16 protein-coding genes are annotated in these 16,536 nt (G+C 54.5%); 14 read left to right on the top strand and 2 right to left on the bottom strand.

Annotation, left to right across the window (positions count from 1 at the left end):
- The first annotated feature begins 32 nt into the window (after positions 1 to 32).
- From ACE99V_RS05465 to ACE99V_RS05420, 10 genes are all read left to right on the top strand, one after another.
- Positions 33 to 701, top strand: a complete 669-nt coding sequence (locus ACE99V_RS05465; RefSeq protein WP_400489254.1) for a GntR family transcriptional regulator — start codon at positions 33 to 35, stop codon at positions 699 to 701.
- A 75-nt stretch (positions 702 to 776) separates the two neighbouring features.
- Positions 777 to 1,994 (top strand): succinate--CoA ligase subunit beta, encoded by a 1,218-nt coding sequence (locus ACE99V_RS05460; RefSeq protein WP_400489253.1) that lies wholly within the window; start codon positions 777 to 779, stop codon positions 1,992 to 1,994.
- Between the two features lie 27 nt (positions 1,995 to 2,021).
- Positions 2,022 to 2,933, top strand: coding sequence for a succinate--CoA ligase subunit alpha (locus tag ACE99V_RS05455; protein ID WP_400489252.1), 912 nt, complete (start codon positions 2,022 to 2,024; stop codon positions 2,931 to 2,933).
- Positions 2,934 to 4,286, top strand: a complete 1,353-nt coding sequence (locus ACE99V_RS05450; protein WP_400489251.1) for an MmgE/PrpD family protein — start codon at positions 2,934 to 2,936, stop codon at positions 4,284 to 4,286.
- A complete protein-coding gene (locus tag ACE99V_RS05445; protein WP_400489250.1) occupies positions 4,283 to 4,900 on the top strand; it encodes a succinate dehydrogenase/fumarate reductase transmembrane subunit in 618 nt (205 codons plus the stop codon). The genes ACE99V_RS05450 and ACE99V_RS05445 overlap by 4 nt, the downstream gene beginning before the upstream one ends.
- A 20-nt stretch (positions 4,901 to 4,920) precedes the next feature.
- Positions 4,921 to 6,711, top strand: a complete 1,791-nt coding sequence (gene sdhA / locus ACE99V_RS05440; protein WP_400489249.1) for a succinate dehydrogenase flavoprotein subunit — start codon at positions 4,921 to 4,923, stop codon at positions 6,709 to 6,711.
- 24 nt (positions 6,712 to 6,735) lie between these two features.
- Positions 6,736 to 7,479: a succinate dehydrogenase iron-sulfur subunit gene (sdhB, locus tag ACE99V_RS05435; RefSeq protein ID WP_400489248.1), complete on the top strand. Its 744-nt coding sequence runs from the start codon at positions 6,736 to 6,738 to the stop codon at positions 7,477 to 7,479.
- Positions 7,476 to 8,318, top strand: coding sequence for a fumarate hydratase (locus tag ACE99V_RS05430; RefSeq protein ID WP_400489247.1), 843 nt, complete (start codon positions 7,476 to 7,478; stop codon positions 8,316 to 8,318). Before sdhB ends, ACE99V_RS05430 begins: the two co-directional genes overlap by 4 nt.
- 12 nt (positions 8,319 to 8,330) lie before the next feature.
- On the top strand, positions 8,331 to 8,885 hold the full coding sequence (locus ACE99V_RS05425; protein WP_400489246.1) for a Fe-S-containing hydro-lyase: 555 nt from the start codon (positions 8,331 to 8,333) through the stop codon (positions 8,883 to 8,885).
- Positions 8,886 to 8,899: 14 nt separating this feature from the next.
- Entirely contained in the window at positions 8,900 to 9,766 is an 867-nt protein-coding gene (locus tag ACE99V_RS05420; RefSeq protein WP_400489245.1) for an HpcH/HpaI aldolase/citrate lyase family protein, read from the top strand.
- Between the two features lie 37 nt (positions 9,767 to 9,803).
- On the opposite strand, the gene ACE99V_RS05415 is transcribed toward ACE99V_RS05420, so the two are convergent.
- Positions 9,804 to 11,066, bottom strand: coding sequence for a dicarboxylate/amino acid:cation symporter (locus ACE99V_RS05415; protein WP_400489244.1), 1,263 nt, complete (start codon positions 11,064 to 11,066; stop codon positions 9,804 to 9,806).
- 552 nt (positions 11,067 to 11,618) lie between these two features.
- Entirely contained in the window at positions 11,619 to 12,665 is a 1,047-nt protein-coding gene (locus ACE99V_RS05410; RefSeq protein WP_400489243.1) for a TRAP transporter substrate-binding protein, read from the bottom strand.
- 126 nt (positions 12,666 to 12,791) lie between these two features.
- Here ACE99V_RS05410 and ACE99V_RS05405 point away from each other — a divergent pair, with 126 nt between their 5' ends.
- The 4 genes from ACE99V_RS05405 to ACE99V_RS05390 form a co-directional block, all read left to right on the top strand.
- Entirely contained in the window at positions 12,792 to 14,393 is a 1,602-nt protein-coding gene (locus ACE99V_RS05405; RefSeq protein WP_400489242.1) for an ATP-binding protein, read from the top strand.
- Positions 14,394 to 14,397: 4 nt separating this feature from the next.
- Positions 14,398 to 15,054, top strand: coding sequence for a response regulator (locus tag ACE99V_RS05400; protein ID WP_400489404.1), 657 nt, complete (start codon positions 14,398 to 14,400; stop codon positions 15,052 to 15,054).
- Positions 15,055 to 15,127: 73 nt separating this feature from the next.
- Positions 15,128 to 16,063, top strand: a complete 936-nt coding sequence (coaA, locus tag ACE99V_RS05395) for a type I pantothenate kinase (RefSeq protein WP_400489241.1) — start codon at positions 15,128 to 15,130, stop codon at positions 16,061 to 16,063.
- Positions 16,064 to 16,214: 151 nt separating this feature from the next.
- On the top strand, positions 16,215 to 16,536 hold a 322-nt coding region (locus tag ACE99V_RS05390), incomplete at its 3' end, for a transposase (RefSeq protein ID WP_400489240.1).

Below are 16,536 nucleotides of genomic sequence, written 5' to 3'. Positions count from 1 at the left end.
AGAAAGCTGATGATTTTCAGGAGGAGACACCCATGGACCGAAGCCACTTGCGACTAAATGACCGTTCAACATTACTGGAGAGAGTCGTTTCCCGGCTGCGGGAGGCGATTCTGAAGAGAGAGTTTAAACCGGGGGAACGGCTTGTTCAAGAGGAGTTGGCTGAAGCGATGGGGGTAAGCCGGATGCCGATTCGAGAAGCGCTGCGGCAGCTGGAAAAAGAGGGGCTGGTAACCCTCGAGCCTCACAAAGGAGCAATCGTCACACCCGTTACGGCGGATGATATTGAGGAAATCTACCATTTGCGGGCCACGCTGGAGGCGATGGCGGTCGAACGTTCGCTCCCCCATCTAACCGCAGAAGATAAGCGGACCCTGCGACAGTTGGCCGATGACATGGAGCAGGCTGCAGCCAAACATGACGTGGAAGAGTTTATCCAGAAAAATGCGGAATTTCATCACATGATGCGGAAGGGTTGCCGCTGGCGGCGGGCTCAGATGATTCTCGAGATGCTGTGGCACGGCTTCCCGCCGCACACGCCAGGAATGCTGCCTGGCCAGATGGAACGTTCGCTCGCAGAGCACAAGGAAATGCTGCAACTCATTGAAAAAGGGGATGCGAGTCAACTCCAGAATGTGATCCGCAAACATATTTTGAGGACGGGTGAAGCTTTTAAAGAGCACCTTCATGATGCTAGGGATTGATTTCCAATCCCTTACGCTTTAAAATTGGATCCAATATCCTGAATCCATAATATTGAGCAAAGAGGGGGAGCCGAAGTGGGAAAAATCCTGGAGCATCACAGCAAGCAGTTGATCTGCCAGGCGGGTGTGCCAACCCCGCAGAATTGGGTGGCGGAGACCGCGGAGCAGGCGGAAATGATCGTCCAACGATACGGAGGGCCGGTCGTACTGAAAGCCCTCGTTCCGGTAGGCAAGCGGGGAAAAGCAGGGGCGATAAAATTTGCAGATACGGCGGAAGAAGCAAAATCTCACGCACAGGCACTGCTTGGGATGACCGTTTCCCATTTTCCCGTAGAGAAACTCCTCATTGAGGAGAAGGTGGACATCGACAAAGAGCTGTACCTGTCCATCGCGATCGATAAAAATCGCCAGATGCCTGTCATCATTGCCACGACGGAAGGGGGAGTGGAAGTAGAGCAGCTCGTAGCGGAGTATCCGGAAAAGGTTGTGATCGAGCACGTCGATCCGCTCTTTGGGCTGTCGGAATACAAGGCAAAGGAGATCTGGAGCCGTTTGGGCCTGAACGGCAGACAGCTGCTCCTTGCCGGTGACATTCTCAGCAAACTGTATCACATCTTTCTGCACTATGATTGCTACCTGTTGGAGATCAACCCGCTGGTGATCACAAAACAGGGGGGGCTCGTGGCGGCGGCTTCCGTCATGGCAGTCGACGATGCCGCCATGTACCGGCAGAAAGGGCTGGCGGGCATGGTGGAGATTGGCAGTGAACGGACCTGGCGCCCGCTCACCGAGCTGGAAAAGCAGATGATTGCCGTCAACGATGCCGACTATCGCGGCACAGCTCGCTATACCGAAATGGATGGCGGAGACATCGGATTCATGTGCGGAGGCGGCGGCGGCAGCCTGCTCAGTTTCGACGCTTTGGTTGATCTTGGGGGACGACCGGCCAACTACACGGAGACAGGCGGCAATCCATCGGAAGAAAAAGTGTACGGCCTGACCAAGGGAATCGTCTCCAAACCCGGCGTAAAGGGGCTGTTCGTCGCCCACAACATCACGAACAATACGCAGATTGACGTGATGGCCAGAGGGCTCGTGCGAGCGCTTGAGGAGCTTAATATCAATCTGAGTACGTTTCCGGTCGTGGTTCGGGAAGCGGGTGTGAACGACGCCGTTGGCAAGCAAATTTTTATCGGGGCGGGAGTAGAGTATTACGGTGAAGAGGTAACCATTGGCGAAGCGGCAGCCATCATGATGGAGCGGATGCGCTCCGCCTATCCGGATTTGTACTGAGAGACTCGATCGAAAGGGGGATGTGCCATGGCAATCTTGATTGACAAACACTCGCGCATCGTTATTCAAGGCATTACCGGCCGGGAGGCGACCATGGTGACGCGGCATACGCTGGAGTACGGAACCAGGGTCCTGGCGGGGGTGACACCGGGAAAAAAGGGGCAGGACGTACACGGCGTTCCTGTATACAACACCGTGCGGGAAGCGGTGGAAGAACATCAGGTCAACACCAGTCTGATTGTCGTCCCGCCTGCCTTTGCATTGGACGCGGTCAGGGAAGCGATCGACAACGGGATCAAAGTGATGGTGGTAACCACGGAAAACATCCCGCAGCTGGACACGATCAAAATGCTGCATCTGGCGCGACAGCATCAGGTTCGCATCATTGGACCCAACACCGTGGGCCTGATTAACCCGAAGGATCGCGTGAAGCTGGGCTCAATCGGCGGGGACAACCCGGACCGTTGCTTCGTTCCGGGGCATGTAGGAGTGATTTCCCGCAGCGGCGGAATGACCGCAGAGACTTCGTGGATGGTCAAACGTGCCGGATTCGGCGTCAGCACCAGCGTCGGGATCGGAGGAGATGCGTTGATCGGCACCTCGATTCGCGATTTGTTGGAATGTTTTGAACAAGATCAGGAGACGCATGCGGTGGTGACGTTTTCGGAGCCGGGAACGATGTTCGAGGAGCAGGCGGCCGATTTCGTCAAGCAGGGTGGATTTACCAAGCCGCTGATCTCCTATATCGCCGGCCGCTTTACGGAACAGATGCCGGAAGGAACCGTTTTCGGTCACGCGGGCGCATTCATCTCCGGCAGCGTCGGACGTCCCTCCGGCAAGGCGGAAAAGCTTCGCGAAGCGGGGGCGCACGTGGTCAATCGCTTCGACGAGATGATGGATGTCCTGCAGGCTGTTTTGGCGGCGAAGGGGGCGAGATAAATGACACTCAGCAGCAGGTTGGCTCATTTTATCGCGAATACCCACTATGATGATTTGCCCGCAGAAGTAGTGGAGTTTACCAAACTGTGCCTGTTGGATTGGCTGGGATCGGCGGTCGCGGGCGCTGACAAACCGCCGGTTCAGATGATCGACAAGCTGGCAAGGGAACTGGGGGGCACGGAGCAAGCATCGCTTGTTACCGGCGGCAAAACCTCGGTAGCACACGCGGCGCTTGTCAATGGTGCAGCGTCCCATGTGGTGGAACTGGATGACATCCACAAGGCGTCGATTATCCACGCCGCTACGGTCGTGATTCCGGCAGCGTTGGCGGTGGCGGAGTGGCTGCACAAAAGCGGCAGGGAATTGATCGCCGCGGTGGCGATCGGCTATGACGTCTGTTTCCGCATCGGTGAGGCGGTGAGTCCTTCCCACTACTACTATTGGCACAATACAGCGACGTGCGGGACGTTTGGCGCGGCGGCGGCGGTGGCAAAACTGTTGGAGCTTGACGAGCGGCAGATCGTGCATGCGCTGGGAAATGCAGGGACGCAGGCAGCCGGACTGTGGGAGTTTATAGTGGACGGTGCGATGTCGAAGCAGCTTCACACCGGCAAGGCGGCAATGAACGGTCTGCTGGCCTCCCTTCTCGCCCATAAAGGCTTCACCGGTCCCGCGAAAATCCTCGAAGGGGATCGCGGGTTCTTCCGGGCGATGGCGGAGACCTTTGACGAATCCAGGATTACTGACAGACTCGGCGAGCATTTTAAGATTCGGGAAAACTCGTTCAAGATTCACGCCTCGTGCCGTCACACGCATCCGGCTGTCGATCTGGTACTTCAGTTGCGCAAAGAACACGGCATCCTTCCGCAGGATGTCCGCTGCATTCGCGTCGGCGGGTATCAATCGGTCGTAGCCATCACTGACAATCCCAATCCGCAAACCGTGTACGCTTCCAAATTCAGCCTGCAGTTCTGCGTCGCCCTCGCTTTTGTCAAAGGATCGGCAGGGTTGACCGACTTCACAGAAGAGGCATTGTTCGATCCGGCCATTCGCTCGCTGATGCAACGGGTAGAGCTGACACTTGATCCCGAAGTGGATGCCGCCTATCCGGAACAATGGGGCTCCATTCTGGAGGTGGAAACACAACAAGGTGAGGTGCTGCGGCAGCGCACCGATTATCCGAAAGGCGACCCGGAAAATCCGGTCACGGCTGCGGAGCTGACAGCGAAGTTCAATGCATTGGCCGCTCATGTGCCTGGGGAAAAAAGAGCCGGTTGGATCAATCAGATCCTGCAGCTGGAATTCCTGTCGGATGCGGCCGATTTCTGGAGCGAAAGGAGCCGGGTGTCGTGAAAGAACTGTCCAGCCGCCGCTTTTTGCTCGGCCGCCTTCATTCTCTCGCCGGAATCGTGCCGCTTGGCCTGTTTTTGCTGGAGCATCTCTACTCGAATGCCATCGCGATGCTGGGAAAAGCGGAGTATGACCGTCATGTAGGCGCGCTCTTGGGAATTCCTTTCTTGCCGGTGATCGAGGTGCTGTTCATCGCCATGCCGCTGCTCTACCATGCAGGCTATGGCATTTATATCGGCATGATGGCCAAAAACAATCCCTACCGCTACTCCTATTCGCAAAACTGGATGTTTTTTGCGCAAAGGGTAAGCGGTCTGATCACGCTGGTGTTTGTGCTGTACCACCTGTGGGTCTTTCGCCTGTCCAGCCTGATCTTTGCCTCCCCGGTCAACTACGACGCGGTGCAAGCCCATCTGCAGCACCCGTTGATCTTTCTCTTCTATGTGCTGGGGGTCAGCTCCACGACCTTCCACTTCTCCAACGGACTGTGGACGGGGTTGATTACCTGGGGGATCACCAGCGGGGGGGCTGCCCAGCGACTCTCTTCCGCTCTCCGGCTCGTTCTGTTTGTTGTCCTGACCGGTGTGGGGATCGGTACGTTGTTCGCATTTATTTAGAAAGACGGAGGGTGCGTTACATGAACGAGAACATCATTGTTGTCGGCGGCGGACTGGCCGGTCTGATGAGCGTGATCAAGATTGCGGAAGCGGGAGGGAAAGTCAAACTCTTTTCTGTCGTTCCCGTGCGGCGTTCCCACTCGGTCTGTGCGCAGGGAGGCATTAACGGGGCGGTAAATACAAAAGGGGAGGGGGATTCCTCCTGGGAGCATTTTGACGATACGATCTACGGCGGAGATTTTTTGGCCCATCAACCTCCGGTGAAGGCGATGTGCGAAGCGGCTCCCGAGATTATCTACCTGCTGGACCGAATGGGAGTGCCGTTTAACCGCACGCCGGAAGGGCTGATCGACTTTCGGCGCCTGGGCGGAGCCAAGTATTCCCGCACCGCATTCGCCGGCGCCACCACCGGACAGCAAATTCTGTACGCTCTGGATGAGCAGGTTCGCCGCTTTGAAGTGGAAGGGCAAGTGGAAAAGTTTGAATATTGGGAAATGCTGTCCCTCGTCCTGGATGACGAAGGGGTGTGCCGGGGGATCGTCGCCCAGGATCTCAAGTCGATGGAGATCAAGGAGTTTCCCGCGGATGCGGTGCTGCTGGCGACCGGCGGGATCGGGATGATCTTCCGCAAGAGCACCAACTCCGTCATCAACACCGGAAGCGCCCACAGCATTGCGTACCAGCAAGGAGTGCACTACGCCAACGGAGAGTTTATTCAAATTCATCCCACCGCCATTCCGGGCGACGACAAGCTGCGCCTGATGTCCGAATCGGCTCGCGGCGAAGGGGGACGCGTCTGGGTCTACAAGGACGGCAAGCCGTGGTATTTTCTCGAGGAAAAGTACCCCGCGTACGGCAACCTCGTGCCCCGTGACATCGCGACGCGTGAGATTTTTCACGTCTGTGTCGATCTGAAGCTGGGGATTGACGGGGAGAACATGGTGTACCTCGATTTGTCCCATCTGCCGAAGAATGTGCTGGAACAAAAGGTGGGAGGCATTTTAAACATCTACGAAAAATTCGTCGGGGAAGACCCTCGCAAACTCCCGATGAAGATTTTCCCCGCCATGCACTACTCCATGGGGGGCTTGTGGGTGGACTACAATCAGATGACCAACATCCCCGGGTTGTTCGCCTGCGGGGAGTGCGATTTTCAGTACCACGGCGCCAACAGACTCGGAGCCAACTCCCTGGTGTCAGCGATCTTTGGCGGAATGGTAGCGGGACCGAAAGCGATCGAGTACGTACGCGGCCTGAAAAAGTCGGCCAAAGACCTGTCACCCAACGTGTTTGCCGCAGAACGAAAGCGCCAGGAGGAGTACCTGCAGCGCATTTGCCGGATGGACGGCAATGAAAACCCGTACCAGCTGCATGTGGAGATGAGCGATTGGATGGTGGAGAACGTAACGGTGGTCCGCTATAACGACCGCCTGCAAAAAACGGATGAAAAACTGCAGGAGCTGATGGAACGCTGGCAGCGGATCGGCGTGGATGACACTTCGGACTGGAACAACAAGACAGTCACTTTTGTGCGTCAGCTGTGGAACATGATGCAGCTGGCCCGGGTGATCACCCTGGGGGCACTGAACCGGAACGAAAGCAGGGGAGCTCACTACAAGCCGGAGTTTCCGGAGCGGGACGATGAAAACTGGCTGAAGACGACACTTGCCTCCTATACGCCGGAGGGCCCGCGATTCCACTACGAGCCGGTCGACCTCGCCTACATTCAGCCGCGTCAGCGCCGATACGACGTCGTCAAGGAAGCTGCCGGTCCCGATTCTGCCGAGGAAGCGGCGGCTGCCCGCCATTAGACTGGCAGGAAGGAGGAAGCGGGAATGATAACGGTTCAAATCAAAGTGAAACGGCAGGATCGCCCGGACAGCGCCCCCTATTGGGAAGAGTTTGCCGTACCGTACCGGGCAAACATGAATGTGATTTCCGCTTTGATGGAGATTCAAAAGAATCCGGTAAACACGTCGGGAAAAAAGGTACGGGCGATTGTGTGGGAGTCCAATTGCCTGGAAGAAGTATGCGGGGCGTGCAGCATGGTGATCAACGGGAAAGTAAGGCAGGCCTGCTCTGCACTGGTCGACAAGCTGGAGCAGCCGATCACCCTGGAGCCGATGGGCACCTTCCCTGTAGAAAAAGACTTGTGCGTCGACCGGAAGCAAATGTTTGAAGGATTAAAAACGATCAAGGGATGGGTTTCCATAGACGGAACCTATGCATTGGGTCCGGGACCGAGAATTTCCCAGGATGAACAGCAGGAGTCTTACGCGTTCGCTACTTGCATGACCTGCGGCTGCTGTCTGGAAGCCTGCCCCAACGTGAATGACCACTCTCCCTATCTCGGTCCGCAGGCGATGGCGCAAATCAAGTACTTCAATGCCCATCCGACCGGAGCCATGTCCAAAGCGGCGCGCCTGGATGTGGCGATCAGCGAAGCGGGGATTGTGAACTGCGGCAATTCGCAAAACTGCGTGCAGGTATGCCCGAAAGGAATTCCGCTGACGAATGCGCTGGCTGAGCTTAACAGGGATGCCAACAAACACGCATGGAAAAGGTGGTTTTTCACATGAGAGAGGTCCTTTATGACGAGATTGTGGAAAAGGTGGCCGACATGTGCCAGCGGGCGAACTACGACCTGGGTGAGGATGTCGTGCAGGCGTTCAAAAACGCGCTGAAAACGGAAGTATCCGAGACAGGAAAGGACGTGTTGCAGCAGTTGATAGACAATGCCGAGATCGCTTCAACGGAACGGGTGCCGATGTGCCAGGATACCGGCTATGCCGTTTTTCTCGTGGAGCTTGGGCAGGATTGCCGCATTGTCGGGGGGAGCTTGTACGACGCGATCAACGACGGGGTACGCAAGGGATACGGTGAAGGCTATCTGCGCAATTCTGTCGTCGGCCATCCGCTCGAGCGGGTAAATACAGGGGACAACGCACCAGCCGTCGTACATGTGGAGCTGGTGCCGGGAGACAGAATCACCATTCACTTTTCCGCCAAAGGCGGAGGAAGCGAGAATATGAGCGCGCTCAAAATGCTGAAGCCGTCTGACGGTCTGCAGGGGGTAAAAGATTTTATCCTGGACACAGTCCGAAAAGCGGGGCCCAATGCTTGTCCGCCGGTAATCGTCGGTGTGGGAATCGGCGGTACGTTTGAGAAGTCCGCTTATCTGGCCAAAAAATCACTGTTTCGCCCGATTGGGGAGCGCAGCCCGCGGCCGGAGATCGCCGCTTTGGAAGAAGAGTTGACCGAGTTGTGCAACAAGCTGGGCATCGGCCCTCAGGGGATGGGCGGACGAACGACTGCGCTTGACGTGAAGATCGAGATACACCCCTGCCATATCGCTTCTCTCCCTGTTGCCGTGAACATCAACTGCCATGCCAGCCGGCACAAGGAAGTTCTACTCTAGGGGGCATCGATTATGTCGGGTAAACACATCACCACGCCTTTGTCGAATGAAGTGATTGAAAGCTTGCGTGCCGGTGATCGGGTCCTGATCAGCGGAGTCGTGTATGCGGCCAGAGACGCCGCTCACAAGCGGATGATGGAGCTTTTGGAAAAGGGAGAACCGCTTCCGTTTGACGTAAAAGGGCAGGTCATCTATTATGTCGGCCCCACTCCCGCCAAGCCCGGACAGGTAATCGGATCGGCGGGTCCAACTACGAGCGGACGGATGGACAAGTACGCGCCAAAGCTCCTGGATCTTGGACTGAAAGGCATGATCGGCAAGGGATACCGAAATCAGGAAGTAAGGGACTCCATCGCCCGGAACAAGGCCGTCTATTTCGCCGCTGTCGGCGGATCCGGAGCGCTTTTGGCGAAGTCGATCCAGGCACAGGAAATCGTCGCCTATGAAGACCTCGGCCCGGAAGCGATCCGAAAGCTTGTCGTAGACTCGTTTTCGGCGGTTGTAATCAATGACATCTACGGCAATGACCTTTATTTGCAGGGCGTTGAAAACTATCGAGAAGATTGAATGGAGGGAGGAGAATGTCTCTGTTTCGCTCCTGGATGTTTGTCCCCGGCAATCATCAGCGGCGGTTGGAAAAGGCAAAAGAACTTCAGGCGGACGTGATCATCTACGATTTGGAGGATGCCGTCCCGCTCCAGGAAAAAGAGAAGGCGCGGGACATGGTAACGCATGCGCTTCGCAACAATCGCGGCAAGGTTCAGTTTGTCAGAGTGAACGATCCTTCTACACCTTACTTTTTGGACGACGTCTGCGCTGTTGCCGGTCCCGATTTGGCCGGTATCGTGCTGCCGAAAGCGGCCAGCAAAGAACATGTTTCGTTAGCAGACTGCCTCCTTGCGAAGCGGGAGAATCAACACGGCCTTCAGACAGGTGCGATGGAAGTGGTTCCGCTGATCGAGTCGGCTCTCGGACTTTATCATGCCTTTGAGATCGCATCCGCGAACAGCAGGGTGAAGCGGCTGGCGTTTGGCTCCGTCGATTATACCCTGGACATCGGCGCACAGCTGACAAAAGAAGGGACAGAGATCTTGTTTGCGAGATCCCAGTTGGTCGTCGTCTCCAGAGCGGCCGGCATCGAAGCGCCCATAGACGCCGTCTACATCCATTTGGACGACTCCGAAGGGTTGGCGGTTGATGCAAAACTGGCCAGACAGCTTGGCTTTCAAGGCAAGCTGGTCATTCACCCGCATCAGATCGAAGTGGTAAACGACGTGTTTTCCCCCACTGAGGAGGAGATCGAGGAAGCGAAAAGAATAGCGGCAGCGTTTGACGAGGCAGTGGCTTCCGGTTTTGCTGCTGTTCAGGTCGGAGGTAAAATGGTTGATTATCCTGTGGCGGAGCGCGCGAAGAGAATACTGGGGCAGGGAAAAGCAAAAAACGCCTGATCGTCGTCGATCAGGCGTTTCCACGTTTCTCCTTTACCTATGCTGTCATGGTCGAGACATCTTTCACATCTGCGGTACTTGTCGGGTGGAACTCTTTTTCCTGCTTGGCAACTACCACTGTCGCCACACCGTTTCCGATCAGGTTGGTAATGGCGCGTGCTTCGGACATGAAGCGGTCGACACCGAGCAGAAGAGCGATTCCTTCCACAGGGATCATCGGGAAGGCGGCCAGTGTCGCGGCCAGTGTAATGAAGCCGGATCCCGTTACCCCTGCTGCGCCTTTTGACGTGAGCATCAGTACGCCGAGAAGGGTCAACTGCTGCCAGATGGTCAGATCAATGCCGTATGCCTGTGCGATGAAGAGGGCTGCCATGGACAGGTAAATGGAGGTGCCGTCCAGGTTGAACGAGTACCCTGTCGGGACAACCAGACCGACGACCGATTTGGAACAGCCGTACTTCTCCAGCCGCTCCATCATGCGCGGCAGCGCGGATTCCGAAGAAGACGTGCCGAGTACGAGCAGAATCTCTTCGCGAATGTACTTGATGAAGGAAAAGATGCTGAAGTTGTAGTATTTGGCGATGAGGCCAAGCACCACGACGATGAACAGGAACATGGTGATATAGACGGAAGCCATCAGCATGCCCAGCGAAGTCAGTGACTTGAGGCCGAATTTGCCGATGGTGTAAGACATGGCACCGAATGCGGCAATGGGAGAAACCTTCATGATCATGTTGACGACTCCGAAGAAGCCGTGCGTCAACTTGTCAAACAGCTGAATAACCGGTTTAGCGTTGGAACCCATGGCTGCCAGCGAGAGTCCGAACAGGACGGCGAAGAAGAGAATGGGCAGGAGTTCTCCTTTTGCCATCGCGCCGACGACATTGTCAGGGATGATGTTGACGAGAAAGTCGACAAACCCGTGGCTGGTTTCTTCCGCCGCTTTGGTGTATTTGGAGATATCACCGCCGCTCACGGCGCTCTTGTCAAAGCCGACTCCGGGCTTCACCAGGTTCACGACGAGAAGACCGATCGCGAGAGCAATCGTGGTAACGATTTCAAAATAGATCAAGGCCTTTCCGCCGATTTTTCCGACCTTCTTCATGTCGCCCATTCCGGCGATTCCGTTTACAACCGTAAAGAAGACGATCGGTGGAATGATCATTTTGATCAGCTTGACGAAAACGTCAGCCAGCACCTTCAGTTCTGCACCGAATTTGGGGAAAAAGTGGCCGACCAGGATCCCTATGACAATGGCGATGACGACCTGGACGGTCAGGTTACGAAAATTGACCCGCATCTCTACACACCCTCTTGATAAGTTGTAAGCGCTTTAGTTATGGATCAATTGTAAAAGTTCTGTGAACGAATGAGAAGAATGCGGTCATATTGTTCATTTTGGTCTGATTTCGTTCAAAATTACTAGAGGCGGTTTTTCCACCTGCGCTCCGTACTTCGCCCTGCAGGGAAGTGAATCTGTCCGTTTGCGACGATCGCAGGGGCAGCGCTAAAGTAGCGTCACGATGAGGTTTTTTCAGAGTAGCGCTGCGTTTTCCCTGCGTCCACGTCGCGGCACTAAGATGGGCTACATAAGTCGCTTGGCTGGAAAAACCGCCTCATCATACGCAATCCACTTTATCGACAAACTCATCAGTGGGCTAGCTGCTCTAAACTTGTTGAAAAACCACCGTCACCTCTGATAGGCTGCGTAGCGACACGGCTTTGACGCTCCCCTGCGAATCCTGCGGAGCGGACAGTTCTATCTTCATTGCAGGACGTAGACCGGAGCGAAGATCGGAAACTTGCTTCTTACATTACAGAAACTTTCCCCACACCTTAAAGGAGCGGAGCATTACCTCTGCTCTTGAAGCTGTTTCAGTTTGGACACGATTTCTTCTCCAATGACAGGGGTGTATTGATCATAGATCGGGTACAAGGCTTGCTTCCAGACCGTACGCTCTTCAGGAGCAAGCTCGTAAATCTGCAGGCGGGAGTTCTCCTTCAACAGCTTGAGCTGCTGTTCGTTCATCGCCGCCGCCTGATCGTAGTTCCACTCGGTCGTTTCTTTCATCGCTTCCAGAATCTTGTCTTGGATGTCGGTTGGAAGCTTGTTCCAAAAGTCTTGATTCACGATGACCGCGTACCCCAAATAGCCGTGATTGCTGGTTGTCATGTATTTTTGCACCTGATAGAGCCGCTTGGTATAGATATTGGAAATGGTATTTTCCCCGCCGTCGATCACGCCTTTTTCCAGTTGGGAGTAGGTCTCGTTGAAGGGAATGGGGACTGCTTTGGCGTTCAGGGCTTGAAACTGGGTTTCCAAAACATGGCTTCGCATGATGCGGAAACGCTGCCCCGCAAAGTCTTCCAGGGTGCGAATCGGCTTATTGCTCGTCATCTGTTTAAATCCGTTGCTCCAAAGGGCGAGTCCCTTCATGTTGTGCGGCTCGAGGGTTTGAAACAGCATCTCGCCAATTTCGCCGCGGAAGGCGCGCTCCACGTCCTGCTGATCGAGGAAGACATAGGGAAGATCCAATGCCAGCCAAGCCGGTATGAGATTGGACAGTTTGGAAAAGGCGGGCGCGATCATCTGGATATCGCCGCGCTGGAGGGCAGGAATTTCCGTTTCGTCGGAATGCAGAATGCCGTTGGGAAACACCTGTACCTCCACCTTGCCGCCGGTTTTTTCGTTGACCAGACTGGAAAATTTTGCAGCGGCCAACCCCTTTGGCGTATTTTCTGCGACGACGTGGCTGAATTTGATGATAATGCGCTGCTGCAGTTTTTCTTGCTCCTGGTCGTACCCAAGCTGGGTAAACAAGTCTGAGCGAAAGCCTGTCGCCAAAGCGGCAAGCAGCCCGACAACGATAAACAATCCGATGCTGACAAAGGACCTCATGATTTCCACCTGCTCTAATCTGGTTGATTTACCTCACTGTCTGTTCCTAAAATATATGGTAGCAGGGAATCTATCGCGAAAGGAAGTAAATCACTGATCAAGACTCTGAAAATCCAATGGAAAATTATGCTGCTCTCCGTGGGCATTGTCCTTTTCTCGCTCGTGATCGGCGGTATTATCGTCCTGGGAAGCATGATTGAATTAGAAGAGGCGGAGCTGGGGCAGCGGCTTCTGACCACGGCGAGAACGGTGGCAGAAATTCCGCTGATCCAACAAAGCATTGAGGAGCCTGACGGATGGCGAACCATTAATCCGACGGCCAATCGCATTCGAATCGCCAACGACGTCACCTATGTCGTCGTGATGGACATGAGGCGCGTCCGCTTTTCCGATCCGTTGGAGGATCGCGTGAACACCGTCTTTACCGATCGGAATGCAGAGCTGGCATTTACAGAGCATACCTACGTGCAAAAGGTAAAAGGTGAAATGGGCACCGCGATCCGCGCCTATGCGCCGATCATGAACAACGAACATCAGCAGGTGGGTGTGGTGATGGTCGGACACGTCATGCCGGGCATCTCTGAAATGGTGTTGAGGCATCGTAACAACATCGCGATCACCCTGATCCTGTCCTCGCTGTTTGGTGTATGGGGCTCCTATCAACTGGCCAGACACTTGAAGAAGCAGATGCTGAATCTGGAGCCGCAGGAGATCGCCCGGATTCTGGTAGAACGGACGGCAACCTTCCATGCCATGCACGAAGGCGTGATCGCGATTGACAACGAAGAGAGGATTACGATTTTTAACGACAAGGCCAAGCAAATCTTCGAAATTGAAGGAGACGTGCTCGGACAGCCCATCCGGCAGGTGATTCCCGATACCCGACTGCCTGAGGTGTTGGAGCATCAGCAGCCATTTATCAACCAGGAGCTGCATGTGGGAAACAAGTTAATCTGGTCCAATCGCTTATTGATTAAGGTGGGGGAGAAAACGGTCGGGGCCATCGCCATCTTTCAGGATCGGACCGAGGTAGCGCGTATGGCAGAGGAACTTACCGGGGTGAGAGCTTTCGTCGATGCATTGCGCGTCCAAAATCACGAGCACATGAACAAGCTGCATACGATCGCCGGTCTGCTCCAGCTGAATCAAACGGAAAAAGCGCTCCAGTACCTGCTCGATGTGAGTGAACGGCAGGAGGAACTGTCGTCCTTTTTATCGAGTAAATTTTCCGACGAAAGCATATCAGGATTGCTGCTCGGCAAGGTAAGCCGCGGAAAAGAGCTGGGGATCGACGTGTTGATTGACAGAAGAAGCGAGATGGAACGATTTCCTCCCTACATGGATCGCCACAACTTTGTCCTGATTCTCGGGAATCTCATTGAAAATGCGTTCGATGCCCTTAAACAGGCAGAACGAGAGAAGAAAGAGGTTTATATCAGTGTGGAGCAAAATGAAGAAACCTGCTCCATTCTCGTGGAAGACAACGGGATCGGCATGAGTGAGGAAACACAGAAGCGGATGCTGGAACGCGGCTTTTCCACGAAGGGTGGGTCCACCAGGGGCATCGGGCTTCATTTGGTTCATCAGCTTGTGAAAAAGGGGAACGGCGAGCTTGTGTGCGAGTCCGAGCTGGGAGTCGGGACAAGCTTTATGATTACGTTTCCGATGAAGGAGGGGGAGAGCGCAAGTGGCCAAGCAATCGTTTCGCGTCATCATCATCGAGGATGACCCGATGGTGCAGGAGGTAAATCGTCAGTTTATTGAAAGCGTGCCTGGTTTTGAAGTCGTAGGAATGGCGGGAAACGGCGCAGAGGGTGTAAAGCTGGTGAAAGCACTGAAGCCTGATCTTGTCGTCATCGATATTTTTATGCCTGCTTTGGACGGGGTGCAAACCATCCAGCAGCTGCGCTCGGACAACGAAGCAGTTGACGTCATCGTGATCACCGCGGCCAAAGACAAAGCGACGATCCAAACCATGCTTCGTCACGGCGCGATGGATTATATCATCAAGCCGTTTAAACTGGAACGCATACAGCAGGCACTGGAAAACTACCGCAGTTTCAGGATACAGCTGCAGCAGGAGGGAACCGTATCGCAAACGGAAGTGGATCTGCTGCTTTTGCGTCGGAAGACATCTGCCGGGTCCCCCTCCGTTGCCGAAGAACTGCCAAAAGGTCTCAACGCGTTGACCTTGCAGCAAGTGATTCAATACCTGACGCAGCAAAATCGTTCCCTGAGTGCGGAAGAAGTGGCGGAACAAGTAGGGATCGCCAGAGTCACTGCGCGCCGTTACCTCGAGTATCTGGAGAAGAGCGGGACGGTCCACAGAGCGATTGAATACGGAGGAGTAGGCAGGCCGACCAACCGCTACGTCTTTGTGAAAAATTGACGCCGATCGCCATCCTCTTGTGCTACACTGAATGGGTCACGGCAACAACCGGAGAAAGGGTGTGTCACCAGAAATGGCATCGCCATACGTAACATTTGATCGCGAGGAGTGGAAACGCTTACGTGCCTCTACCCCGCTTACCATTACCGACACGGAGCTTGCCTGTTTGCAGGGCTTGAACGAAACGCTGTCGATGGCAGAAGTAACCGATATCTATCTGCCTCTTTCCCGTCTGTTGAATCTGCACGTAGGGGCTACACAGGAGCTGTATCAGGCGACCAACACGTTTTTGGGGAATCAGACTGCCAAGGTGCCGTTCATCATCGGGATCGCCGGAAGTGTGGCCGTAGGAAAAAGCACGACGGCGCGTATTTTGCAGACCCTCCTGTCACGTTGGCCGAATCATCCGAAAGTGGATTTGGTCACGACCGACGGCTTCCTTTTTCCCAACCGCATTTTGGAGGAACGGGGTCTCTTGAAACGAAAGGGCTTCCCCGAGAGCTACGACACACGCAGACTGATTCAATTCTTGGCAGGGGTGAAGTCGGGTCTGCCGGAAGTGGTTGCCCCCGTATACTCTCACCTGGCTTACGACATTCTTCCCAACGAGGTGCAGGTGGTGCGGCAGCCTGACGTTCTGATCGTGGAAGGCTTGAATGTCCTGCAAATACCCGTTGACGAAAACCAGCGGCAGGTGTCCGAGGTGTTCGTCTCTGATTTCTTTGATTTCAGCATTTACGTCGACGCTGACGAAGAGAATATCATGACCTGGTACGTGGAACGGTTCAAGCTGCTGCGCAAAACGGCTTTCTCCAATCCCGCCTCATACTTCCATCGTTATGCCGGTCTGTCCGACGAGGAAGCGACGGAAGTGGCCACGGGCATCTGGAATGAGATCAACGGTGTCAACTTGTGTAAAAACATTCTGCCGACGCGCGGCCGTGCTCGCCTGATATTGGAAAAGGGAGCCAATCATTACGTGCAAAGCGTCAAGCTGCGCAAGCTGTAAAGCAGAGAAACTATTTATTAAATGAGCCTTTTGCAGATTTCTGACCCGTTGCACTACAAGGGTTTGCGAACATAAAAAAAGGACTTCACCCCAAGAAGGAGAAGTTTTCAAGCAACCACGCACGAAAACTTTTCGAGGAAGGTGAAGTCACTTGTATATTCTCCAGCCATCGTTATTTTCCTTTGAGGAACTGCAAAAACTTGAATCCAAAGAACGCCTTCCCCTGTTTTTTTCGGTTTTGGACTTACGTCCGTACGCCAAAGAATTGAGAAGCATTACGCCCCAAGGTGCAACGGGACACAGCCGCGAAGCTATTTTACGGGCTTTGTTGGTGGCTCCTCTCGAAGGAATTTCTCAATTTTCTGCTCTTCATCTGAGACTTACCAGTGATTTACGCTTTCGTTACCAATGTGGGTTTCCCATCGATCGACCCGTTCCATCCATTGCAACGTTTAGTCGTGTGTTTGCTCAAA

This window comes from Brevibacillus soli (genome assembly GCF_044759095.2).
Taxonomy (GTDB): domain Bacteria; phylum Bacillota; class Bacilli; order Brevibacillales; family Brevibacillaceae; genus JBIYSM02.
The sequence above is the reverse complement of the archived record's forward strand: the minus strand, read 5'-3'. Positions and strand labels throughout refer to the sequence as shown.